This is a genomic window from Curtobacterium sp. NPDC087080 (genome assembly GCF_044745105.1).
Classification (GTDB): domain Bacteria; phylum Actinomycetota; class Actinomycetes; order Actinomycetales; family Microbacteriaceae; genus Curtobacterium.
The window spans coordinates 644,902-667,940 of the sequence record NZ_JBIUZP010000003.1 but is presented as its reverse complement, the minus strand read 5'-3'; the positions used below and the strand labels follow the sequence as shown (position 1 = coordinate 667,940).

The 23,039-nt window shown below is 72.9% G+C and carries 17 protein-coding genes; 8 read left to right on the top strand and 9 right to left on the bottom strand.

Features of this window, described 5'->3' with window-relative positions:
• Positions 1-83: 83 nt before the first annotated feature.
• Positions 84-989, bottom strand: coding sequence for a LysM domain-containing protein (locus ACIPEQ_RS11380; RefSeq protein WP_402715236.1), 906 nt, complete (start codon positions 987-989; stop codon positions 84-86).
• Between the two features lie 110 nt (positions 990-1,099).
• On the opposite strand from ACIPEQ_RS11380, the gene ACIPEQ_RS11375 reads away from it, so the two are divergent.
• From ACIPEQ_RS11375 to ACIPEQ_RS11365, 3 genes are all read left to right on the top strand, one after another.
• Complete coding sequence (locus ACIPEQ_RS11375) at positions 1,100-1,609, top strand: hypothetical protein (RefSeq protein ID WP_402715235.1); 510 nt, start codon at positions 1,100-1,102, stop codon at positions 1,607-1,609.
• 222 nt (positions 1,610-1,831) lie between these two features.
• Positions 1,832-3,289, top strand: coding sequence for a sugar porter family MFS transporter (locus ACIPEQ_RS11370; RefSeq protein ID WP_250367645.1), 1,458 nt, complete (start codon positions 1,832-1,834; stop codon positions 3,287-3,289).
• Between the two features lie 155 nt (positions 3,290-3,444).
• Positions 3,445-4,149, top strand: a complete 705-nt coding sequence (locus ACIPEQ_RS11365) for a DUF4396 domain-containing protein (protein ID WP_402715234.1) — start codon at positions 3,445-3,447, stop codon at positions 4,147-4,149.
• Positions 4,150-4,224: 75 nt separating this feature from the next.
• Here ACIPEQ_RS11365 and ACIPEQ_RS11360 read toward each other — a convergent pair whose 3' ends face one another.
• The 3 genes from ACIPEQ_RS11360 to ACIPEQ_RS11350 are packed head-to-tail and all read right to left on the bottom strand — an operon-like array spanning position 4,225 to position 6,151.
• Entirely contained in the window at positions 4,225-5,199 is a 975-nt protein-coding gene (locus tag ACIPEQ_RS11360) for a zinc-binding dehydrogenase (protein WP_402715260.1), read from the bottom strand.
• Positions 5,200-5,226: 27 nt separating this feature from the next.
• Positions 5,227-5,649: an organic hydroperoxide resistance protein gene (locus ACIPEQ_RS11355; protein WP_126891364.1), complete on the bottom strand. Its 423-nt coding sequence runs from the start codon at positions 5,647-5,649 to the stop codon at positions 5,227-5,229.
• Positions 5,650-5,674: 25 nt separating this feature from the next.
• The gene (locus ACIPEQ_RS11350; RefSeq protein ID WP_402715233.1) at positions 5,675-6,151 is read right to left on the bottom strand and encodes a MarR family winged helix-turn-helix transcriptional regulator; all 477 of its coding nucleotides are present in this window, start codon (positions 6,149-6,151) and stop codon (positions 5,675-5,677) included.
• Positions 6,152-6,252: 101 nt separating this feature from the next.
• Between ACIPEQ_RS11350 and mvk the strand changes: the two genes are divergently transcribed.
• The 5 genes from mvk to ACIPEQ_RS11325 are packed head-to-tail and all read left to right on the top strand — an operon-like array spanning position 6,253 to position 11,576.
• Positions 6,253-7,242, top strand: coding sequence for a mevalonate kinase (gene mvk / locus ACIPEQ_RS11345; RefSeq protein ID WP_402715232.1), 990 nt, complete (start codon positions 6,253-6,255; stop codon positions 7,240-7,242).
• The gene (gene mvaD, locus ACIPEQ_RS11340; protein ID WP_402715231.1) at positions 7,242-8,249 is read left to right on the top strand and encodes a diphosphomevalonate decarboxylase; all 1,008 of its coding nucleotides are present in this window, start codon (positions 7,242-7,244) and stop codon (positions 8,247-8,249) included. Before mvk ends, mvaD begins: the two co-directional genes overlap by 1 nt.
• Entirely contained in the window at positions 8,246-9,325 is a 1,080-nt protein-coding gene (locus ACIPEQ_RS11335; RefSeq protein WP_402715230.1) for a phosphomevalonate kinase, read from the top strand. The genes mvaD and ACIPEQ_RS11335 overlap by 4 nt, the downstream gene beginning before the upstream one ends.
• Positions 9,322-10,386 carry a hydroxymethylglutaryl-CoA reductase gene (locus tag ACIPEQ_RS11330; RefSeq protein WP_209679324.1) on the top strand — a complete coding sequence of 355 codons (1,065 nt, stop codon included), beginning with the start codon at positions 9,322-9,324 and terminating at the stop codon, positions 10,384-10,386. Before ACIPEQ_RS11335 ends, ACIPEQ_RS11330 begins: the two co-directional genes overlap by 4 nt.
• Positions 10,383-11,576 (top strand): hydroxymethylglutaryl-CoA synthase, encoded by a 1,194-nt coding sequence (locus tag ACIPEQ_RS11325; protein ID WP_402715229.1) that lies wholly within the window; start codon positions 10,383-10,385, stop codon positions 11,574-11,576. The genes ACIPEQ_RS11330 and ACIPEQ_RS11325 overlap by 4 nt, the downstream gene beginning before the upstream one ends.
• A 286-nt stretch (positions 11,577-11,862) precedes the next feature.
• Here the strand turns inward: ACIPEQ_RS11325 and ACIPEQ_RS11320 are convergent, their stop codons facing one another.
• From ACIPEQ_RS11320 to ACIPEQ_RS11300, 5 genes are all read right to left on the bottom strand, one after another.
• On the bottom strand, positions 11,863-13,650 hold the full coding sequence (locus tag ACIPEQ_RS11320; RefSeq protein WP_402715228.1) for a sulfite reductase subunit alpha: 1,788 nt from the start codon (positions 13,648-13,650) through the stop codon (positions 11,863-11,865).
• The gene (locus ACIPEQ_RS11315) at positions 13,647-19,217 is read right to left on the bottom strand and encodes a glutamate synthase-related protein (RefSeq protein ID WP_402715227.1); all 5,571 of its coding nucleotides are present in this window, start codon (positions 19,215-19,217) and stop codon (positions 13,647-13,649) included. The genes ACIPEQ_RS11320 and ACIPEQ_RS11315 overlap by 4 nt, the downstream gene beginning before the upstream one ends.
• Before the next feature lie 387 nt (positions 19,218-19,604).
• Positions 19,605-20,939, bottom strand: coding sequence for a glycosyltransferase (locus ACIPEQ_RS11310; RefSeq protein WP_402715226.1), 1,335 nt, complete (start codon positions 20,937-20,939; stop codon positions 19,605-19,607).
• Positions 20,940-21,015: 76 nt separating this feature from the next.
• Positions 21,016-21,351 carry a hypothetical protein gene (locus ACIPEQ_RS11305; RefSeq protein ID WP_402715225.1) on the bottom strand — a complete coding sequence of 112 codons (336 nt, stop codon included), beginning with the start codon at positions 21,349-21,351 and terminating at the stop codon, positions 21,016-21,018.
• Positions 21,352-21,459: 108 nt separating this feature from the next.
• Entirely contained in the window at positions 21,460-22,986 is a 1,527-nt protein-coding gene (locus ACIPEQ_RS11300) for a sensor histidine kinase (protein ID WP_402715224.1), read from the bottom strand.
• Positions 22,987-23,039 lie beyond the last annotated feature (53 nt).

Here is a 23,039-nt window from a genome sequence, read left to right as displayed (position 1 = left end):
GACTCGCGGTGGGCGACACTTCTCGGCCCGCTCGCCGCGAGGAGTGTCGCGCAGGCCGAGACTCGGCAAGCGCGCAGCGCGCGTCAGCGGGCGAGCGGGTCGAGGTTGAGCGTCGTGCCCTCGTAGAGGTACTGGTCGTCGCCGAACACCTGCACGTCGGCGTTCAGCCAGACGAGTGCCTTCACGCTGATGCCGAAGCGTGCGGCCACGTCGCCGATCAGGTCGTCCGGAGCGACCGTGTAGGACCGGGGCGCTCCCGAGGTAGACGTCGCCGTGACCGGACCGGCGGCGTTCGCCCGAGCGCCGCCGTCGACCGGGTGCACGTTCGTCTGCCGCTCGGGCACCGACCACCGCACGGGCGCGACCGCGAGCACCTTGCCGCCGGCGATCTCGATCGGCAGGTCCGTCTGCGCGGCACCGGCCGCCGACGACACCACGAGCGTCACGAGCCCCGACGGGTCGACGCCCGAGCCGTCGAGCGGCACGTCCGCTCCCACGGGCGCCGGGGTCGGACCGCCGAGCACGGCGTCGCCCACGCCGGGGTACGTCAGGCCGTCGCCCACCTGCCGGTCACGCTCGAAGAAGCCGACGCCGATCGGCACCGGGAGGGACGAGGTCACACCGGTGTACTGCGCCGTGAAGGTGTCGTCCCCGTCCGCGACGACCCGGTAGTGGAAGTGGATGCTGCCCTTCGGTGACGCGACGTCGCCCTCGGCCAGGACCGTGCCGGCCGGGACGGGCGTGAGCACGGGGTCGGGGACGGCCGCCTCGCTCGCGACCGGGGTGGGTGCGCGCGGCGTCGCCGAGGCCTCGAGCCGTGCGGCGTCCGGGTCCTCGGTCGCGGTGGCGGTCGGTGCGGGCGTCCTGCTCGCCGTCGGTGGGACCGAGGGCGCCGGGAGCGCTCCGTCGGTCCCGCCGAGCAGCGAGCAACCGGACAGCGCGACGGCGACGACCAGGGCGGTGACGCCGGTCGCGACGGTTCGGTTCATGATTCCCCCTCGGGTCCCGATGCTACTGCCGGACCCGGGGCGGGGAGGAGCGGGGACGAGCGGATGTGTCCGGGGGCACAGGTGTCGGTACGAGCGGCTACCGTCGAGGCATGGACCGCCACGACATCCTCGCTGCCGCAGCCGCCGCCCACGCCGCTCGCATCGCCGAGGCCGGCGGCGACGACACCGAGGCCCGGCAGCGTGCCGCCGCGGTCGAGGGTCGCGAGCACGGCACGGACGACGCCTCGGTCGACGCCGCGCGTGCCGTCCAGCGCCGGCGCGCGGGCGAGGTCGAACGAGCCGCCGAGCGCACCGAGGGAGCACTGTCGGACTGGCACCGGATGGGCACCCGCCGCGGGGTCACGCCCGACGAGCAGCTCCGCAGCGCCTGGACCGTCACCGGCGTCCCGGAGCCCGGGGCGGCGCGTGCGTTGGCGAACGTCCTGCTGTCGACCGCCGGCCACGCGGGCCGCGTCGCCGACGCCGCTCGGCGGAACCCGACGCTCGGCGGGGCCGCGAGCGCCGCGGCCCGCCGCACGGTCCGCCGGTACACCGACCACGGGGCGGGGATGGCCTCGCTCGGCGACGTGCTCGGCGACGGTCCGACCGACCCCGCCTGAGTCGCACCGGCGTCCGACGACCGCTCGGCCGTCGGTGCCTCGTCGAGCCGTCGGCCAGAATGGTTCCGGACCGGGACACATTGGACCGCTCCCTCGCTCATCAGGCGTTTCTTGGATCGGTCCAAACGTCAGGTCGACAGAATGTCCAATTGACAGGACATGGAATCGGGATACGATCGCTGCACGCAACGCCGCGCAGTCACCCGACGAAGGAGTCATCGAATGGTCGACATCAAGCCGACAGCACCGAACGTCGCACTTCCACCGGTGGGAGAGGGGCCCCACCGTCGCCGTCTCGGCGTCCTGGCCCTCGTCGCGACCTTCGGTGGTCTGCTCTTCGGCTACGACACCGGTGTGATCAACGGCGCGCTGCTCCCCATGAAGGAGGAGCTCGGCCTGACGAACCTGACCGAGGGCGTCGTCACGAGCTCGCTGCTCTTCGGTGCAGCCGTCGGCGCGATGCTCGGCGGGCGGATCGCGGACGGCTGGGGGCGTCGGAAGACGATCATCCTGCTCGCCGTGACGTTCTTCGTCGGCACGCTCACCTGCGTCTTCGCTCCGGCCTTCGGGGTCATGGTCGTCGGCCGGGTCCTGCTCGGCCTGGCGGTCGGCGGCGCGTCGACGGTCGTGCCCGTCTTCCTCGCCGAGCTCGCGCCCTACGAGATCCGCGGATCGCTGTCCGGGCGGAACGAACTCATGATCGTGATCGGGCAGCTCGCCGCGTTCGTGGTCAACGCGGTCATCGGCAACCTGTGGGGCGAGGGCAACGGCGTCTGGCGCGTCATGCTCGCCGTCTGCGCCCTGCCTGCCGTCGCGCTCTTCATCGGCATGCTCCGGGTTCCGGAGTCGCCGCGCTGGCTCGCGTCGAAGGGCCGCTACGGCGAGGCGCTGTCGGTGCTGGGCGAGATCCGGTCGGAGGAGCGTGCCAAGGCCGAGCTCGACGACATCAGGCGGACCAACGACCTCGAGGCGAAGGTCCAGCGCGTCAGTGGCTGGCGGACGCTGCTCGGCAACAAGTGGCTGATCCGGATCGTGCTCATCGGCGCGGGCATCGGTGTCGCGCAGCAGCTCACCGGCATCAACTCGATCATGTACTACGGCCAGACCGTCCTGATCGAGTCCGGGTTCCAGCAGTCCGCGGCTCTCATCGCGAACATCGCCCCGGGTGTCATCGCGGTCGTCGGTGGCGTGATCGCCCTCGCCAACATGGAGCGCATCAACCGTCGCACGACGCTCATCCTCGGCTACTCGCTGACGACGGTGTGCCACTTCCTCATCGGCATCGCGTCGATGACCCTGGTGGAGGGCAACCCCGCTCGTCCGTGGGTGATCCTCTTCCTGGTCGTCGCGTTCGTCGGCTCGATGCAGACGTTCCTCAACATCGCGACGTGGGTGATCCTGTCGGAGATCTTCCCGACGCAGATCCGCGCGCTGGGCATGGGCATCGCGGTGTTCTGCCTCTGGATCGCGAACGCGTTCCTCGGGCTGTACTTCCCGACGATCGTGGCCGCGACCGGCATCACCGGCACCTTCTTCGGCTTCGCCGTGGTCGGCGTGCTCGCCCTGGTCTTCATCTGGAAGTTCGTGCCGGAGAGCCGCGGCCGCACCCTCGAGGAGGTCGAGGAGGGCGTCACCACCGGCAACATCTTCACGGTCCCCGCGAAGCAGGCGCGGCGGTAGGCCCAGCGACACGACGGGAGGCCCGTGGCGACACCGCCACGGGCCTCCCGTCGTGTCGTCCGGTCGCCGGGGGACGCGAGCCCGACAGGTGGAGCTGACCAGGTGTGTACGGTGCGTCGTTGTCACGGGACAACGATCACCGGGAGGCGCACGCGATGACGGAACTGCAGCTGGAGGATCTGCCGCCGGCATTGACGCTCGTCTGCGCGGGGCTGCTGGCCGTCGCGATCGCGTGCGCGGTGTTCGTCGCGGTCGACGTCGTCCGGCACCCGCCGCAGATGCGGGTGATGGCGCTCGTCTGGCCGCTGACGATGCTGTTCGGCAGCGTGGTCTGGCTCGTGTTCTACCTGCGTCGGGGCCGCGCGACGGTGGACGGCCACGGACGGTGGGCAGGCACCGCGATCGACACGAGCCACTGCGGCGCCGGGTGCGCGCTCGGTGACCTCGTCGGTGAGTTCGGGCTCGTCGCGTTCCCAGCGCTCGGCACGCTCGTCGGGCTCGGCACGCTCTACCAGGACCGCATCTTCGCCGGGTGGACCATCGACTTCGTCATCGCGTTCGTCGTCGGCATCGCGTTCCAGTACGCGGCGATCGCGCCGATGCGCGGGCTCGGCTGGCGGGACGGGCTCGTCGCCGCGCTGAAGGCCGACACCCTCAGCATCACCGCGTGGCAGGTCGGCATGTACGGCGCGATGGCGATGCTGCAGTTCGCGCTGCTGCCGGCAGTGCTCGGTGGCCGGGTCGGCGTGCTCACGCCCGAGTTCTGGGTCGCGATGCAGGTCGCGATGGTCGCCGGCTTCGTCTGCTCGTACCCGATGAACGCGCTGCTGGTGCGGAGGGGGCTGAAGGAAGCGATGTGACCGTCGACGGATCCCGTGACGGACGGGAGGCGCGGTGCCAGCCGGCACCGCGCCTCCCGTCCGTACCGGGGACCGCTACGGGCGCAGGAGCACCTTGCCGACGCGGCCGGCGGTGTCGCTGGCGCGAGCGGCGTCACGGGCGTCCTCGAAGACGAAGGTCTCCGAGACGGGGAGCGTGAGCGAACCGTCGAGCACGCGCGTGATCAGCTCGCCGAACAGCTGGCCCTTGAGCTCACCGGGCATCGTCTTGCTGACGACCGCGCCCCAGAAGCCCTTGACCGTCAGCTGGCCGAAGATGACCTTGCCCGACGGGATCTCGAGCGTGGGCGACGCCATGGCGCCGAACACGACGAGGGTTCCGTTCTCGCCCATCACCGAGGCGATGTCGCCGGCGGCCTTGCCACCGACGGACTCGACACCGGCGATGATCGGCGCGCCGCCCGTGATCGCGGCGACCTGGTCCTTCCAGTCGTCCGCGTCCGTGGCGACGATGCGGTCGATGCCCTGCTCGCGCAGTTCCTCGACGCCCTCGGCGCGACGGACCAGGCCGATCACGTTGATGCCGCGTGCCTTGCCGAGCTGCGCGACCATGCGGCCGACGGCGCCGTTCGCGGCGTTCTGGATGATCCAGTCGCCCTCGTGCAGGTCGAGCGAGTGCAGCAGGCTGATCGCGCTGAACGGCATCGACACGAGCTGCGCGGCGGCCTCGTCGGGCATCGCGTCGGGGACGGGGACGAGCCCGGCCGCGTCGGCGACGTAGTACTCGGCCCAGACGCCGAAGGTCCCGCCGGCGACGCGCTGGCCGACCTGCAGGCGGTCGACGCCCTCGCCCAGTGCCTCGACGACGCCGAGCGCCTCGGTGCCGCTGGCGGCGGGGAGCTCGGGCTTGAAGCCGTAGGTGCCGCGGATCGTCCACAGGTCGTGGTTGTGGATCGGGGAGAGCACCGTCCGGACGAGCACCTGGCCGGGGCCGGGCTGCGGGACGGGGCGCTCGGCGACGGTCAGGACGTCGGCCGGCTCACCGAAGGTCCCGTGGACGACGGCGCGCATGGTGGTGGGGGTGGTGTCGGTCATGGGTCAGTCCTCCGAGACGACGATGGTGACGTCGATGTTGCCGCGGGTGGCGTTCGAGTACGGGCAGACCTGGTGCGCGGCGTCCGCGAGGGCCTGGGCCTGGTCGTGCTCCACGCCGGGGATGACGACCTCGAGCATGACAGCGAGCTGGTAGCCGCCCTGGCCGTTCGGGCCGATCGAGACGCGGCCGCCGACGGTGGAGTCGGTGATCTTCACCTTCTGCGCGCGGGCGACGCCCTGCAGTGCGGAGTGGAAGCAGGCCGCGTACCCGGCGGCGAACAGCTGCTCGGGGTTCGCGCCGTTGCCGGAGCCGCCCATCTCCTTCGGGATGGCGAGATCGTGCTCGACGCGGCCGTCGCTGGTGGCGACGTGGCCGTTGCGGCCCTCGCCGGTGGCGAGCGCCTCGGCGGTGTAGAGGACGTCCATGGGGGTCCTTCCTTCCTTCGTGGGGTCAGTCGTCCGACGCGGTGGGGGCGTCGGGGGTCGTGGTGCCGGCGTCGTCGACCGCGGCGTGCATGGTCGCGGTCAGGCGCTGGAGTGTCGCGATGAGCTCGAGTGCGGCGTGCTCGTCGGACAGGCCCATCCCGGCTGCGATGCGGGCCGGGACGTGCGCGAGCTCCGGACGGATCGACCGGCCGCGGTCGCCGAGGGTGACCGTCACGACGCGCTCGTCGCTGCTGCGGCGCTCACGGCGGACCAGGTCGGTCTGCTCCATGCGGCGCAGGAGCGGCGACAGGGTGCCGGAGTCGAGCTGCAGGTGGTCGCCGAGCGTCGAGACGGTCTGGTCGCCCTCGATCCACAGGGTCACGAGGACGAGGTACTGGGGGTAGGTGAGACCCCAGGGCTCGAGCAGTGCGCGGTACGCCTGGGTGGTGGCCCGGGACGCCGCGTACAGCGAGAAGCACACCATCTCGTCGGTCACCGGCATGCGACCAGTGTTGCACGCAACCCAGTTGTGCACAATCAGGTTGTTCGCAGCTCGGAGACGGACGTCCGGGTGCCTGGCCGGTTAGGCTGACCTGAGCCACGATGACCAACCACGACACCGACAGCACCGCGACCCCGAGCGCAGGGATCCCCCTCCGCACCGGCACCGCGTCGTCCCACGGCAAGACGATCCTGATCGGCGAGCACGCCGTGGTCTACGGCGTACCCGCACTCGTGCTCCCCGTGCTCGACGTCCGCGTGACGGCGACGGTCACGCCGGTGGCGTCCGACGACGGCAGCCGACTCGAGTCGACCGTGCACACCGGGCCGCTCGACACCGCCCCCGCCGCGGTGTTGCCGACGGTGACCGCCGTCACGGCGACGCTGCGGCACCTCGGCGCCGAGGACCAGCACGTGCACGTGCGGGTCGACAGCGCCGTGCCGACGGCGCGAGGCATGGGGTCGAGCGCCGCGGTCGCCGCCGCCGTCACCGCTGCCTTGGCCGACGCCTTCGGCCGGACCCTCGACCCCGAGGAGCACCACGAGCTCGTGCAGGAGTGCGAGCGCGTCGCGCACGGTCGGCCGTCCGGGCTCGACGCGCGAGGGGTCGTCGCCGAGGTCCCCGTCTGGTTCGAGGGCGGTGTCGTCGAGCCCGTCCCGCTCGGCGCGGTCTTCACCTTCGTCGTCGCGGACACCGGCGTCCCCGGACACACGCGCGAGGCAGTGGCCGCCGTCCGGGAACGCCACGACGCCGACCCCGCCTCGGTGGGCGCCGTCGTGGAGGCCATCGGTGACCTCGCGCGACGCGCGCGGGGGACACTCGAGGACGGCGATGCCCAGGCCCTCGGTGCCACGATGGACGCCGCGCACGAACTGCTCACCGAACTCGACGTGTCGAGCGCGGACCTCGACCGGCTCGTCGTCGCCGCACGCCGTGCGGACGCCCTCGGCGCGAAGCTCACCGGCGGTGGGCGCGGCGGATGCGTCCTCGCGCTCGTCGCGGACGGGGAGCACGCCGACCGCGTGTCCGCCGCACTCCGTGCCGCGGGTGCGACGGAGACCTGGACCACCACGATCGGAGCCCGCGCCTGATGACCGCCACCGCCGTCGCGCACCCCAACATCGCGCTCGTCAAGTACTGGGGCAAGGCCGACGCGCAGCTCGCCCTGCCCGCCACCGGCAGCGTGTCGATGGGCCTCGACGTCTTCCCGACCACGACGACCGTCACCCTCGACGGCGCGGCGGAGACCGACTCGCTCGTGCTCAACGGCAGCGCTGCTCCCGAGGGCGCACTGCTCCGCGTGCAGCAGTTCCTCGACCTCGTGCGCGAGCTCGCCGGGTCCTCCGACCGGGCGGCCGTCGTCTCCGCGAACACCGTGCCGACCGGTGCGGGCCTGGCGTCGAGTGCGTCCGGCTTCGCGGCGCTCGCGACCGCGGCTGCCGCGGCGTACGGGCTCGACCTGTCCGAGCGGGACCTGTCCCGGCTCGCCCGACGCGGTTCGGGGTCGGCCACGCGGTCGATCCCCGGCGGTGTCGCGGTCTGGCACGCGGGCGACGACCAGGGCTCGTACGCCGAGCGCGTGCCCGCCCCGCCGATGGCGATGGTCGTGGTGACGATCTCGGCCGGCGAGAAGGCGATCGGCTCGCGCGAGGCGATGCGTCGCACGATCGCGACCTCGCCGTTCTACCCGGCCTGGGTGACGTCGACGACCGAGACCGTGGGCGAGGTGCTCGACGCCTGTGCCGCCGGGGACTTCACCCGCATCGGCGAGCTCACCGAGAGCAACGCGCTCCGCATGCACGCCACGATCGAGGGCGCCTTCCCGCCGATCCGGTACCTGAACGCCCGCAGCGTCGCCGTGTTCGACGCCGTCGCGGAGCTCCGCGCCGCCGGCACCGAGGCCTACGCCACCGCCGACGCCGGACCGAACGTGGTGGTGCTCACGAAGCCCGAGGACCGCGGGACGGTCGCGTCCGCGCTCGCCGGCCTGGGAGACGTCATCGAGTCCGGCACCGGACCAGGCGCACGGGTCGTCCGCTCCGAAGGAACGGAGGCGCCCGGAGTGGGTGTCGTCCGACCGGAGGAGTCCGCCGAGTGATCGAGTTCCGCGCCCACGGCAAGCTGTTCGTCGCGGGCGAGTACGCCGTCGTCGAGCCCGGGCAGCCGTCCGTGCTCATCGCCCTCGACCGGGCCATCACCGCCCGGGTGCGCGAGGGGCACGGTGCCGGCAGCGTGCACTCCGAGGAGTACGGGCACCTGCCACTGACGTGGACCCGCGACGAGGACGGCCTGGCGCTCGACCGCGAGCACCACCCCTACGACTACGTCATGGCGACGATCGACCTCGTCGAGAAGCTCCGCGCCGAGCGCGGCATCGCGCCGAGGTTCCACGACCTGCGCATCGAGAGCCAGCTCGACGACGCCAGCGGTCGGAAGTTCGGGCTCGGGTCCTCGGCCGCGGTCACCGTGGCCACGGTCGGCGCACTCGACCGGTTCTACGGCATCGGGCTCTCCCAGCGCGACCGCTTCCGGGTCGCCCTGCTCGCGACCGTCCGGGTCAACCCCCGGGCGTCCGGCGGCGACCTCGCCGCGAGCACCTTCGGCGGCTGGCTCCGGTACAGCGCACCGGACCGCGAGCGCCTGGTGGCCATGCTCGACCGCAGCTCCGTGACCGCGATCCTCGACGACACCGACGCCTGGAGCGGCTTCGACGTGCAGCGTCTGCCCGCACCGAAGGACCTCGAACTCCTGGTCGGCTGGACGGGCTCGCCGGCGTCGACGACGAAGCTCGTCAGCGTGGTCCGGAAGCACCGCAACGGCGGGTACCAGGCGTTCCTCGACGACAGCCGCGCCTGCGTCGACGACCTGACCACGGGCCTCCGGACCGGCGACGCGGCGACCACGCTCGACGCCCTCCGCCGCGCCCGCGTGCTCATGCAGCGCCTCGGCGCGTCCGTGGGCTCGCAGATCGAGACCGAGCGGCTCGCGACCCTGTGCGACGTGGTCGAGTCGGCCGGCGGGGCGGCGAAGCCGTCCGGCGCCGGCGGCGGCGACTGCGGCATCGCGCTCGTCCCGGCGGACACCGACCTCGCCGGCATCCACCGCGCCTGGGAGGCGCACGACATCAGACACCTCAGCGTCGCGGTGCAAGCGCCCGAAGGGAGCGTCGAATGACCGACCTGCTGACCCCGATCCCCACGAAGTGGGTGGGGCCGATCCGTGTGAGCGGCAACGCCGTCGAGGGCGAGCACGAGGTGCCCCTCGCCACGTACGAGTCGCCGCTGTGGCCGTCCGTCGGTCGCGGGGCCCGCGTCTCGCGCATGGTCGAGGGCGGCATCGTCGCGACCGTCGTCGACGAGCGCATGACCCGCTCGGTCGTCGTGAAGGCCGACAGTGCGGCCGCCGCGCACATCGCCGCCGGGCGGATCCTGGCGCGCCAGGACGAGCTCGAGCAGATCGTCGCCGGGCAGAGCCGGTTCGCCAAGCTCATCGAGGTGCACCCCGAGATCGTCGGCGACCTGCTGTTCCTGCGCTTCGCGTTCACCACCGGCGACGCCTCCGGCCACAACATGGTGACGCAGGCGGCGGACAAGCTGCTGCCCGCGATCCTCGCGTGGGAGCCGGGCCTGCGGTACGTCAGCGTCTCGGGCAACTTCTGCACCGACAAGAAGGCCACCGCGGTGAACGGCATCCGTGGCCGTGGCCGGAACACGATCGCCGAGATCGTCATCCCGGGCGAGATCGTCGAGAAGCGGCTGCGCTCGAGTGCGGAGCGCATCGCCGAGCTCAACGTCGCGAAGAACCTGGTGGGCTCGACGATCGCCGGGGCCCTGCGCTCCGCGAACGCGCACTACGCGAACATGCTCCTCGGCTTCTACCTGGCCACCGGGCAGGACGCCGCGAACATCGTCGAGGGCTCCCAGGGCATCACCTACGCCGAGGCCCGCGGCGACGACCTGTACTTCTCCACCGCGCTGCCGCACCTCATCGTCGGCACGGTCGGCAACGGCAAGGGCGGGGACCTGCCCGTCGTCGAGGACGCCCTGGTGCGCCTCGGCTGCCGCGAGGACCGCGAGCCCGGGGCGAACGCCCGCCGCCTGGCCGCCCTGTGCGCCGCGACCGTGCTCTGCGGTGAGCTGTCGCTGCTCGCCGCGCAGACCAACCCGGGGGAGCTGATGGCGGCGCACGTTGCCATGGAACGTCGCGGGTCGAAGCCCGCAGGAGGTGCAGCATGACCGATCAGCAGCAGCCCGCACCGCAGCAGACCCTGCGCGTCGGCATCCACGACATCGCGATCGCGACCGGCCACCACGTGCTCGAGCTCGACGACCTGGCGGAACGGCTCGGCGTCGACCCGGCGAAGTACCACGTCGGCATCGGCCAGGACGCCTTCAGCGTGCCCGCCCCCGACGAGGACATCGTCACCATGGGCGCCGCCGCAGCGAAGGAGGTCATCGACCGCCACGGCGTCGAGGGCATCCGCACGGTGCTGTTCGCGACCGAGTCCGGCGTCGACCAGTCCAAGGCCGCCGGCGTCTACGTGCACGGGCTGCTCGGCCTGCCGCAGAACGTCCGCGTGGTCGAGCTCAAGCAGGCCTGCTACGGCGGGACCGCCGCCGTGCAGCTCGCCCTCGGCATCATCGCGCGCGCCCCGCACGAGCGGGTGCTCGTCATCGCCGCCGACGTGGCGCGGTACGACGTCGACACCGCCGCCGAGCCCACGCAGGGCGCCGGTGCCGCCGCGATCCTGGTGTCCGCTGACCCCGACCTGGTCGAGATCGAGCCCGCCGCCGGCGTCTTCACCGCCGACGTCGACGACTTCTGGCGACCGAACGACCGCTCGACCGCGCTCGTCGACGGTCGGCTGTCGGTCAGCGCCTACGTCGACGCGTTCGTCGGGGCGTGGGACGACCTGGCGTCGCAGGGTGGCCCGGCGTACGAGGACATCGTGCGCTTCGTCCACCACCAGCCGTTCACGAAGATGGCGCTCAAGGCACACCGGAAGCTCACGCAGCACGTCGGCGTGCCCTTCGACGAGTCCGAGCTCGCGATCGGCTTCACCTACAACAAGCAGACCGGCAACACCTACACGGCGTCGCTCTGGATCGGGCTCGCAGCGCTGCTCGACCTCGACGACGACCTGGCCGGGGAGCGGATCGCCCTGTTCAGCTACGGCTCGGGCAGCGTCGGTGAGCTGATCACCGGCATCGTCCGACCCGACTACCGCTCCCACCGCCGGGAGGGCCGGGTCCGTGCGCTGCTCGAGGCACGCGTCCCGCTGACGGTCGACGCCTACCGGGAGCTGCACGCCGCCGGCGCCGCGACGAGCGAGGACGTCGAGCGTCCGCGCGTCACGGCCGCGCCGTACCGCTTCGCGGGCGTGCGCGGTGGTGCCCGCCACTACGAGCCGACCGCGCAGGACTGACGCGACCCCACGACGGACGGGAGGCGCGGCGCCGGCTGGCACCGCGCCTCCCGTCCGTTCCTGCTCCCGTCCCTCGCCCGCGCGCCCGCCCGAGCGATCCCTCCCATCGCACGCGGCCTGGGTTGCCGATCCGCTCGTAGGGGGCCGGAAGGAACGGCCTCCTACGAGCGGGAACGCCTCCTACGAGCGGGAACGCCTCCTACGCGCGGGACAGCCTCCTACGCGCGGGACAGCCTCCTGCGCGCGGGACAGCCTCCTGCGCGCGGGAACGCCGCCGACGCGCGGCTCAGTACACGTCGCGGACGTAGCGCTTCGCGCGCCGCAGGTCCGCCAGGTACGCCTGCGCGTCGTCGTCCCCACGGCCCCGACCGGTCGCGATGACCTCCAGCAGGGCCTGCTCGACGTCCTTCGCCATCCGCGACGCGTCCCCGCAGACGTACACGTGCGCCCCGTCCTCGAGCCACCGGTACAGCTCCGCTGCCTGCTGCCGCATCCGCGTCTGCACGTAGACCTTCTCGGCCTGGTCGCGCGAGAACGCCAGGTCGAGCCGGGTCAGCACGCCGCGCTCCTGCAGGTCCGTCAGCTCGTCCTCGTACACGAAGTCGGTGTCGCGGTGCTGGTCGCCGAAGAACAACCAGTTGTGCCCGGTCGCCCCGGCAGCGGCCCGCTCGTGCAGGAACCCGCGGAACGGGGCGATGCCGGTGCCCGGCCCGATCATCACCATCGGGGCGTCGCCGTCGGCGGGAACACCGAACGCCGCGTTCGGCTGCAGGTACACGTCGACCTCGCCGTCGGCCAGCACCCGGTCCGCCAGGTAGGTCGAGGCGACGCCGCCGTGCGTGCGGCGCGCATCGCCGTAGCGGACGGACGCGACGGTCAGGTGGATGCGGTCCGGGTGCGCGAGCGGGCTCGACGAGATCGAGTACTGCCGCGCCTGCAGCCCCCGGAGGTTCGGGAGCAGCTCGTCCATCGTGGGCGCGGCACTCCCGGCGTCACGGAGCAGGTCGAGGACGTCGCGGCCCCAGAGCCACCGGTCGAGCTCGTGCTTGTCCCCGTGCGACACGACCGCCGCGAGCTCCGACGCCGGCGCACGCTGCACGAGGTCGGCCACGAGGTCCTTCGACGGCGTCCGGATCTCGCGGTCGGTGCGGAGGACCTCGGCGAGCGGGCGCCCGTCGAGCTCCGCCGAGCCGTCGGCCCCGAGGTGTGCGAGCAGCTGGTCGACGAGCGCCGGGTCGTTGTGCGGCACCACCGCGAGCGCGTCGCCGGCGGCGTACTCGATGCCCGAGCTGCCGAGGTCGAACTCGACGTGCCGGATCTCCTTCGCGCTGCGCGGCGAGGAGAGCAACCGGTTCACGACGAGGGGTGCCCGGTACGGGTTGCGCTTGTTCCACTGCGACCCCGGCCGGGAGGCACGGCTCGCCCCCGCCCCGCCGGACAGGGCCGACGAGGTGGCCGACCCGGCGGCGGGGCCGGCAGCGCCCGGCTTCGCGCCGGCCTCGGCGGCGAGACGGTCCAGGACCGCGGCGCTCCAGAGCGCGGCGGGGTCCTCGAAGTCGACGTCGCAGTCGACACGGTCGTGGATGCGCGTTGCGCCGAGCTGCTCGAACCGGGTGTCGAGGAGCTTGCCGGCCTGGCAGAACTCGTCGTAGCTCGTGTCGCCGAGCCCGAGGACGGCGTACTGCAGTCCCTCGAGCCGCGGGACCGTCGAGGCCTGGACCGCGTCCCAGAACAGACCGGCGTTGTCGGGCATCTCGCCCTCGCCGTACGTCGAGGTGACGAGGAGCACGTGCGACATGCCGGCGAGCTGCTCCGGCGTCACGGCGTCGAGCGGGGTCGCCCGGCCGCCGAGCCCGCGTGCCCTCGCCCCGGCGACGAGCTCGTCGGCGAGGAACTCCGCGTTGCCCGTCTGCGTGCCGAAGAGCACGTCGACGGTCGTCGTCGGGGCCTCGCCGGCGACCCGCTTGCCCGCGGCCGCGATGCCGGCGATGAACCCGGCGAGCCAGGACTCCTGCGCCGCCGAGAACGGGGCGTCGACCGGGATCAGCTGCCCGGTGGGCGGGAGCGTGCTCATGCCGACACCGCCTCGACCGGGGCCTGCGGAGCGCGGGCGGCGATGTCCTCGAGCGCCGCGGTCGCGAGCAGCTCGTCGAAGCGGGCCGCGCGGACCCGGCCGGCGTTCTTGGCGTTCTGGTGCATGATCCACCCCGTGGTGCCCGGCATGTCCGCACTGCGGTTGTTCCGCTGCGCGAGCGCACGCTTCGAGTCGTCGAGCCGCTTGACGGCGATGAGGGTCGCGAGCTCGTCGTCGGCGAACCGGTCGAACGTGCTGCGGAGGTACTTCACGACGCGCTGCTTCACCTGGAAGTCCTCGGTCAGGACGAGGTTCCGCACCGCCTCGGTCACGCGGGGGTCGTTCGGCGCGGCGCCCGGCACCCGCTCCTGCGCGACGTCCTGCGCCACCCCGAGCACCGTGTACGACGAGAGCAGCGAGAACGTGTCCTCGCCCTGGTCGCCGAGCGCGGGAGCACGGCCGTCGAGCACGGTCCGCTGGTCGCGGTAGTCGACCTTGAACGCGCGGAGCTTGTCCGTCGCGACCGAGGTCGCGAGCTCGTCGAGGAGCTCGGCGCGGGTGGCTGAGGCGAGGATCTCGTCGGCGTCCTGGCTGAGCAGGAGCGCGCGCGGCATCCCGACGAACACGTGCCCGCGGGTGGTCGCCCAGTCCGCGAGCAGCTGCTCGGCGAGGGCGGACCCGGTGGCCTCGAGGTGCCACTCGAGCAGGAGCTTCGCCGCGGCCTCGTGGAACGCACCGCGCTCGGTCTCGGTCACGGGGAAGACGAGGAGCGAGTCGGTGCTCGCGCGCTCGGTGACCGTGCCCGACGGGTCGTACTGGTACAGGAAGCCGCCGGACATGCCGTTGCCGAGCCCCTTGCCGAAGCCACCGAGGTTGAACACCGCACCACCGGTCATGTACTCGCAGCCGAAGTCGCCGAGGCCCTCGACCACGGCGGTCGCACCGGAGTTCCGGACGGCGAACCGGTCACCGGCCTCGCCCTCGACGAAGGTGCGGCCACCGGTCGCGCCGAACAGGGCGAAGTTGCCGACGAGGACGTTGCCGCCCCGCTCGACGCTCCCACCGCCCGGGGCACGCACGACGATCCGGCCGCCCGACTGGCTCTTGCCGACACCGTCGTTCGCGGTGCCGGTGTGGTCGAGCGTGGTCCCGTCGTTCGTGAACACGCCGTACGACTGCCCGGCCGAACCGCTCGTGCGGATGGTCACGGCACCGTCGACCAGGCGACGACGGCCACGGTCGTCCTCGGTGACCGCCGGGTGTGCGGACAGGTCGACGCCGCGCAGCTCGTGGTTGAGGACGCGCTCGACGTCGATGCCGAACTGCCCACCGACGGACTTGTCGGCGTTGCCGAGGGCGATGCCGTCGACGGTCAGGGCGTGCTGGTGCCCGTCGACGAGTGCCGCGCGCACCTGCTCGATCAGGGCGTCGTCGGTCCGGAAGTCCTTCTCGAGGTACTCCGGGTCGGTGACGACCTTCTCGGGCACCTGCGCGAGCAGGTTCCGCACGTCGAGCCGACCCACGGAGGCCGGGTGGTCGAGCAGCTGGAGCAGGTCGGTCCGGCCCCGGGCCTCGCGGAGCGAGTGCAGGCCGAGGCGGGCGAGGATCTGCCGGACGTCGTGGGCGATGTTGAGCAGGTACTGCGCGAGCGCGCGGGGGTCGCCCTCGAAGGCCTCGGCGTTCGTGGTCAGGCCCGCCGGGCACTTCACGTTGCAGTTCTTCGCCATGACGCAGCCGAGCATCATGAGCGCGGTCGTGCCGAACTCGAACGAGTCCCCGCCGAGCAGCGCGCTCGTGACGACGTCCGAACCGGTCTGGTGCGCACCGGAGCAGCGGAGCGTGACCTTCTGGCGCAGCCCGTTCGCGACGAGGGCCTGGTGCACCTCGGCCACGCCGATCTCCGCCGAGCGTCCGGCGTACTTCAGGCTCGTGACGGCCGCGGCGCCGGTGCCGCCGGTGTTGCCCGCGACGTTGATGACGTCCGCGCCGGCCTTCGCGACGCCGACCGCGATCGTGCCGATGCCCTCGGAGGACACCAGCTTCACGACCACCCGGACCCGGGCGGCCTTGCAGTCGTGGATGAGCTGCGCGAGGTCCTCGATCGAGTACGTGTCGTGGTGCGGCGGCGGCGAGATGAGCTCGACGCCGGGGGTGCCACCGCGGGCCGCGGCGATGTCCACCGTGACCTTCGGAGCCGGCAGCTGACCGCCCTCGCCGGGCTTCGCGCCCTGGCCGATCTTGATCTCGAGCTCCTCGAGCATCGGGTCGGCGAGGTAGCCCGCCCAGATGCCGAACCGGCCCGAGGCGAACTGCTTGATGCGCGAGCCGCGGATCGTGCCGTAGCGGGAGTGGTGCTCGCCGCCCTCGCCCGAGTTCGACATGCCGCCGACCATGTTCGTGCCGTGCGCGACGGCCTCGTGCGCGGTGGCGACGAGGGCGCCGTGGCTCATCGCTCCGGACGCCAGGGTCCGGGTGATCTCGTGCGCGGGCTGGACCTCGGCCACGTCGACGCTCGCGGGAGCCTGCTGCAGCAGGCGGAGCAGCTCGGCGGCCGCACCGGTGGCGCGGAGCGTCACCCGGTCGTCGGCGACGACGTCGACGTCGACCAGGCCGGGGTGCAGCAGCGCGAGCCCGTCCGCGAGGGCCCGGTGGCGCAGCGCACCCGTGGGTCCGGTCGAGGTGAGCTGCAGGGTGAAGCGGGTCGTGCCTCCCGGCAGGGCGTCCTCCGACGACGGCCGCGAGCCGGACAGTCCGCGCACCGTGATGCTCGCGTTCCCGGTGGTCGAGAAGCGGCCGAGCTCGCGCGCGAAGTCCGGGGCCTCGTCGATACCGGTGACGTCGGCCGGCAGGGCGAGCACGTCGCGGAGGGCCGCGGGGCGACGGGAGCGCTCGTCGTGCGTCGTCTGCAGGAACGTGACGTAGCCCGGGGTGATCCGGTGCGCGTCGATCTCGGCGTCGCTCAGGCGGTCGTAGCCCGTGTTGCGGTACGCGGTGTCCGAGATGCCGAAGGAGTCGTCGAGCTGTCGGAGCGTGAGCAGCCGCAGCGCGTCGGAGTCGCCCGAGCGCTCGAAGGCCGGGCGCTCCTCGGTCATCCCGCCGAACCCGCGCACGCTCGCGACGCCGAACGAGTGCCCGGCGCCGTCCGACCGCTCCTTGAAGAGCCCGAGCAGCGGCACCTGGCCGTCGGTCGCGACGGAGCGGGCACGCTCGTGCCAGTCCGTGGCGGCCTGTGCGATCCGGGCGAAGCCGACACCGCCGACCGGGGCGTCCATGTGCGGGAAGACCCGGGCGAACAGGTCGTCGCGGGTGTCGAGGTAGTTCGGCTCGAAGAACTCGCCGCCGATGTAGCTCTCGGCGGTGCACAGGCCGACCCGGCCCATCGTCTTCGCCAGGGCCTTCTCGGTCGCCTTGCGGAAGCGCTTGAGCGCGGCGTCGGTCGCGGTCAGCTCGCCCGCGGGTGCCGGGGCGGCGGGGTACTGCTCCTCCGCACGGAGCCGGGCCGACAGGCTGTACACGGCCGAGGCGCCGAAGCCCAGGGCGGTCGCGACGTGGTGGGACGACGGCAGCTGACCGGACTCCGCGACGACGGACACGCGCAGGCGCAAGCCGGTCTCGATGAGCCGCTGGTTGACCGCGGCGACGGCGAGGATCACGGGGAGGGGCGCGTGCGTCGACGACACCGAGCGGTCGGTCAGGACCGCGATCCCGCCCTGGCGCTCGGCGAAGACCGCGACGGCCTCGGCGAGCTGCTCGGTGGCGGTGCGGACGGCGTCGGCGTTCGCCTGCTCGTCGTCGACGACCGGAACGTAGAGCATGTCGAACCGCTCGAGCGGCACGATCGTCTGGTCGCGGAGGCGGACCATGTCGAGGTGCCCGAGGACGGGGGAGTCCACGACGATCTGCCGGCTGGGCGTGGCGGTGGCGGTGCCGCTGCCCGTCCCGTCGGGCTTGGCGCCGAGGGCGACGCGCATGCTCATGCCGTCGGCCTCGCGGATCGAGTCGAGCGGCGGGTTCGTCACCTGGGCGAAGCGCTGCGAGAAGTACTTCGCCATCCCGCCCTCGGTGTCGCTCAGCGCGTTGATGGCGGTGCCGTAGCCCATCGCCGAGATGCGCTCCGAGCCGTTCGCGAGCATCGGGTCGAGCATGAACCGGAAGCTCTCCTGGTTCAGCGAGTACGCCACGTAGCGGCCCGCGAGCGACAGGTCGCCGTCGTAGCCGAGCGTGTTGGTGCCCCGGTCGTAGTCCGGCGCGGGCAGGTCGTCGAGGTGCACGCGTGCAGCGCCGAGCAGCGTCCCGTAGTCGCGGCGCGCGGCGAGCATCCGGAGGACCTCGTCGGTGCGCATGACGGACCCGGTGCGGTGGTCGACGACGAGCATGCCGCCGGCCTCGATGCGGCCGCGGTGCACGACGTCGCCGGCCGGGAACGTCACCTGCCCGGACTCGGACGCCACCATGAGGTACTCGTCCGTCTGCACGGTGCGCAGCGGGCGGAGACCCAGCCGGTCGAGCCGTGCGCCGACGACGTCGCCGTCGCTGAAGATCACCGCGGCGGGGCCGTCGTTCTTCTCCTCGTACAGCGAGAAGTACTCGAGCATGTCCCGGACGTCCGGGGTCAGCGTGCGGTCGTTCTCCCACGCCGGCGGCATGAGGGTGACGACGGCCTCGACGATCTCGAGCCCGTCGTCGAACACGCGGCTCTGCAGGGTCTGGTCGAGGCGGCTCGAGTCGGACTGCCCGGGCGGCCGGACGATGCTGCGCGTGCGAGCGGCGGCGAGGGCCTCGTCCGACAGGCGGTTCTTCCGGTCGGTGTTCAGCTCGCCGTTGTGCGCCATGAGCCGGAACGGCTGCGCCATGGTCGGGTGCGGCTCGGTGTTCGTCGAGAACCGCGTGTGGAAGTAGAGCGTGCGCACCGAGTGCCGCGGGTCCGCCAGGTCGCGGAAGTACGAGATGACCTCGCCGGAGTTCAGGCGGCCCTTGAGGATCTGCGTCCGGGCACTGAGCGACAGCGGGTAGAGGGCGGCGTGCGGGGCGTGTGCCTCGGCAGCCTGCGTGTACGAGACGCGCTCGACGGCGAGCAGGGCGCGGTTCGCCGCGGCGTCGACGTCCGTGCGGGACCACCCCTCGGGCGCGCGGAAGACCCACTGCACGATCGGCAGCTGGTACTGCTCGGCCTCGGGACGGGCCACCGAGTGGTCGACCGGCACGTCGCGGACGAGCAGCAGGTCGAAGCCCTCGTGCTCGATCGCTCCGGTCACGGTCTGCTCGGCGGCGGAGCGCTCGGCGGGGTCGGACGGCACGAAGCAGTTCGCGACACCGAAGTGCCCGGCGACGAGCTCCTCGCCGGTGATCGCGCTGAAGAACTCCACCGACAGGTCGATGCTCACGCCGGCACCGTCACCGACGCCCTCGGCGGACTTGCCACCGCGGTGCGGGATCGAGCAGAGCGCTTCGTCGCCCTTGCGGAGGACGTCGTGGCTCGGGGTGCCGTCGAGGCGGGTGATGAAGCCGACGCCGCAGTCGCTCGACTCGCGGGCAGGGTCGTACAGACCGAAGGGGGAGGGGTTCACGTGCGGGTCCAGTGGGGCTCAGCCGGCAGCGGACGGCCAGGGCTGCATCGGTGGAGCGCTCGCCGCGGGCGGACCGGTGGTGGCGGTCGTGGCCCTGTGTGGGGGTGGTGCGGTGAGCCGATGCTACGGCTTGGTATACCGCGGGTGCAACAGACCGGCCGGACGGGAGGCGCGTGGCGGCCCGGCCACGCGCCTCCCGTCCGGTGCGCTGCCGGTCCCGGTTCCGGCGCCGGTGATCGTGCCGGTGTGGTGCCGCGGTTCTGTCTGCTCGCGCACAACCGGAAGCACGTCGCGCCACGGGATCCCGTGGCGCGACGTGCTCCCGGTTGTGCCGCGCCGCGGCCGCGCCGCGGCCGCGCCGCGCCGCGCAGCGTGCGCTGAGGCGGCTCAGGCCGCTGGCTCGTCGACCCGCCGGGACGCCGCGGCGGCGGTCGCCGGCGTCGCGATCGGGCCGGCACTGTCGGCGACGGCTGCGGGGGAGGTCTCGGGGCGGACGAGTACGGGACGCCGCCTCGTGCGGAACACCCACGCCTTGAAGAGGACGAAGCGCACCAGGGTGGCGACGAGGTTCGCACCGGTGAGCACCAGGACCTCGGCGCCGTGGGACGCCCCGGGCACGGTCGTGTGCAGCAGGACGAGCGACCCGGCGGTGATCGCCCAGGCGATGCCGAACACGACGAGTCCCTGCACGTGGTGGACGCCGGCCCCCGCCCGCCCTCGGACACCGAAGGTGAAGCGGCGGTTCAGCGCGGTGTTGCCGATCGCCGTGATGAGCAGCGCGAGGAAGTCCGCCGTCTGCGCACCGATCGCGGGACGGAACAGCGCGTAGAGCAGTGCGAAGGCGACCGTGGACAGCACGCCGATGGTCCCGAACCGCAGGAGTTGTCCGACGATCCCCACATGCGAGGTCGTGAAGGGCTGCCTGCCGATGGCGTCGTACACCGGGTCGATCGGGATGCGTCCGGTCGCGAGCCCGCGGGAGACGCGCCACATGCCCTTGAGGTCCTCGGCTGCGGTCGACGCGATGTGCACGGAGGAGTCCACGTCGTCGACCCAGTCGACCGGGACCTCGTGGACGCGCAGCCCCGCGTGTTCGGCGAGCACCAGGAGCTCGGTGTCGAAGAACCAGGCGTCGTCCTCGCACAGCGGCAGCAGGTGCTCCGCCGCCTGCCGGGTGATCGCCTTGAACCCGCACTGGGCGTCGGAGAACGACACGCCCATCGTGCTGCGGAGCAGCAGGTTGTAGGAGCGGGAGATGAACTCGCGCTTGCCGCCCCGCACCACCCGGGAGGACCCGGCGAGCCGCGTGCCGATCGCCATGTCCGAGTGGCCCGAGAGCAGCGGTGCGACGAGCGGTTCGAGCGCCGCGAGGTCGGTCGACAGGTCCTCGTCCACGTAGACGAGCACGGCGGCCGGAGACGCCGCCCAGACCGCCTTGAGCGCGCGTCCGCGGCCCTTCAGCGGCAGGTGCACGGCGTGTACCTCGGGCAGCATCGCGGCGAGGTCGTCGGCGATGCGCGCGGTGTCGTCGGTCGAGGCGTTGTCGGCGATCGTGATGCGCCAGGTGTGCTGCAACGACGTCCGGCAGAAGTGGTGCAGACGCCGGACGTGGGCGGCGAGCGTGCCCTGCTCGTCGTGGCAGGGCACGACGATGTCGATGTCGAGCGTCGTGCTGTTGCCGAGCGGGGTGCTGCTGTCGTGGGGGGTGGCTGCTTCCGTCATGCCGCCCAGGCTCGGCAGCGCGTCGATGCGGACCGCAGCAGCACCCTGTGGTGCCCCTAAGAAGCGGTCGGACGGCTCAGCCGGTGACGCCGAGCACGATCTGCACGATCGCGACGACGGCGAGCGCCGCTATCGGCACGCCCGCGATCCAGAGCCCGGCGCGCGTCTGCGTCCGCCGGATCGTCGGCATCGCGTGCGAGGTCTGCGCGAACCGGGTCGCGGCGACGAGCTCGGGGGCGGCGGCTGGTGGCTCGGGCTCGGGCTGGGGCCGGTCGTCCTCGAACGCGGGGACCTCGACGACCAGGTCCTCGGGTCGGGCGCGTTCCGGGAGGCGGGCGAACCGCTGGCCCGTCGCTCGCGGATCGCCGTCCCGCACGCCGCCGTCTCGCCCGTCGCCGTGTCGCTCGTCCATCGCGTTCCCCTTCCGCCGGTGCCCGCAGCGTACTCGTCGGACACCAGCCATCGGGAGCGCGCGTGACGATCCTGGCCCGCAGGTCGCGAGGATCGTGCACCGGGATCGTCAGGTGCCGGGTCGGGTGTCGGTCTCCGGCAGGTCGATGGTGAACGCGGTCCGTCCCGGCTCCGACACGACCCGGACGCTGCCGCCGTGTGCGGTCACGACCGCGCGGACGATCGCCAGCCCGAGGCCGCTCGTGCCGTGCTCCCGTGAGCGGGACGACGAGCCACGGGTGAACCGGTCGAACAGGACCGGCAGCACCTCGGCCTCGATCGGCGGCCCGTCGTTCGCCACGACCAGTCGTGCGAGCGCACCGGCACCGGCCTCGCCCTCGCCGCTGCGCGGGACCCGTTGCAGCGACGCCACGACGGTCGTCCCGGCCGGGGTGTGCGTCCGAGCGTTCGCGAGCAGGTTCGTGACGGCACGCCGCAGCTGGCCCGGGTCGCCGGCCACCGTCAGGGGGTCGTCCTCGGCGAGCTGCAGCGTCCACCGGTGGTCGGGTGCGGTGGCTCGAGCATCCATCACGGCCTCGACCACCGTGGCGGTGAGGTCGACCTCCTCGTGGACCTTACCGGGCCGGGCGGCGAGGGCCGCGGCGTCGGGCGTCGCGGCGTCGGGCGGCGCGGCGTCGGGCGTCGCGCCGTCGAGTGTCGCCGCGTCGAGTCGGGCGAGCAGCAGGAGCTCCTCGACGAGGTCGCCCATCCGCACCGCCTCGCGGCCGATCCGCTCGGCGTTCCGCTGCAGCGCTGCGACGTCCTGCGTCCCGGTGGACAGCTCGGCGTAGGCGCGGACGGTCGCGATCGGCGTGCGCAGCTCGTGCGAGGCGTCGGCGACGAACGTCCGCATCCCCCGTTCGGCATCGCGGCGGACGGTCAGCGCACGGCCGACGTGGCCGAGCAGCCGATTGAGCGCGGTGCCGACCTGTCCGACCTCGCGGCTGACCACGAGGTCCGAGGAGGGCACCCGGGCGGCGATGTCGGCGTCGCCGCGTTCGAGGTCGAGCGCGGTGACGCTCGACGCGACGGAGGCGACCCGCTCGAGCGGACGCAGCGACCGTCGGACCGCCAAGGTCAGCGCCCACGCCGCGACGAGGAGCGCGAGCAGCGTGGTGCTCCCGATGACGACGACGAGTCGGACGACCGACGCGCGCAGGTCCCCGAGGGGCAGCGCCGTCACGAACACGTCGCCGCCGCGGGTGACCGCTTGCGCCCGGTACGCCCCGAGCGACCCCAGCGAGACCGTCGTGGGGGTCGCGTCCGGTGCGACGTCCGCGAGCACGGTCTCCTGTGCTCGGCTGAGGCGGTGCTGCTCACCGGCACCGTCCGTGTACCCGGCGAGCACGGCGTCGCCGTCGCGGAGGATCGCCACGACGGTGTCGGCGGCCTGCCCCGGCGCCCCGATGAACCGGTTGTCCGGGTCCTGCTGACCGCCGGACGACTCCGGGGGCGGTCCGGACGGTGGCTGCCCTCCCGGGGTCCGGCCCGCCGCCGTCGCGAGCTCCGCGTCGAGCCGTCCGACCAGGTACTCGCGGTACGCGATCACGGTCACCGCGCCGACGACGACGTTCGTCGCGACGAGCAGGAGCGCCACGGCTCCGACGATCCGCCACCGCAGCGACGGGGCGCGCTCCGGACGGGAGGCCC

What these genes read in the sequence shown, in the direction of transcription:
- ACIPEQ_RS11375 (WP_402715235.1), top strand. Translation starts at nt 1,100, where the DNA reads ATGGACCGCCACGACATCCTCGCTGCCGCAGCCGCCGCCCACGCCGCT.
- ACIPEQ_RS11360 (WP_402715260.1), bottom strand. Translation starts at nt 5,199, where the DNA reads ATGCGCGCCGTCGTCCACGGGACCTTCGGTGAGCCGGCCGACGTCCTG.
- mvk (WP_402715232.1), top strand. Translation starts at nt 6,253, where the DNA reads ATGACCAACCACGACACCGACAGCACCGCGACCCCGAGCGCAGGGATC.
- mvaD (WP_402715231.1), top strand. Translation starts at nt 7,242, where the DNA reads ATGACCGCCACCGCCGTCGCGCACCCCAACATCGCGCTCGTCAAGTAC.
- ACIPEQ_RS11325 (WP_402715229.1), top strand. Translation starts at nt 10,383, where the DNA reads ATGACCGATCAGCAGCAGCCCGCACCGCAGCAGACCCTGCGCGTCGGC.
- ACIPEQ_RS11370 (WP_250367645.1), top strand. Translation starts at nt 1,832, where the DNA reads ATGGTCGACATCAAGCCGACAGCACCGAACGTCGCACTTCCACCGGTG.
- ACIPEQ_RS11380 (WP_402715236.1), bottom strand. Translation starts at nt 989, where the DNA reads ATGAACCGAACCGTCGCGACCGGCGTCACCGCCCTGGTCGTCGCCGTC.
- ACIPEQ_RS11305 (WP_402715225.1), bottom strand. Translation starts at nt 21,351, where the DNA reads ATGGACGAGCGACACGGCGACGGGCGAGACGGCGGCGTGCGGGACGGC.
- ACIPEQ_RS11355 (WP_126891364.1), bottom strand. Translation starts at nt 5,649, where the DNA reads ATGGACGTCCTCTACACCGCCGAGGCGCTCGCCACCGGCGAGGGCCGC.
- ACIPEQ_RS11320 (WP_402715228.1), bottom strand. Translation starts at nt 13,650, where the DNA reads ATGAGCACGCTCCCGCCCACCGGGCAGCTGATCCCGGTCGACGCCCCG.
- ACIPEQ_RS11365 (WP_402715234.1), top strand. Translation starts at nt 3,445, where the DNA reads ATGACGGAACTGCAGCTGGAGGATCTGCCGCCGGCATTGACGCTCGTC.
- ACIPEQ_RS11330 (WP_209679324.1), top strand. Translation starts at nt 9,322, where the DNA reads ATGACCGACCTGCTGACCCCGATCCCCACGAAGTGGGTGGGGCCGATC.
- ACIPEQ_RS11350 (WP_402715233.1), bottom strand. Translation starts at nt 6,151, where the DNA reads ATGCCGGTGACCGACGAGATGGTGTGCTTCTCGCTGTACGCGGCGTCC.
- ACIPEQ_RS11310 (WP_402715226.1), bottom strand. Translation starts at nt 20,939, where the DNA reads ATGACGGAAGCAGCCACCCCCCACGACAGCAGCACCCCGCTCGGCAAC.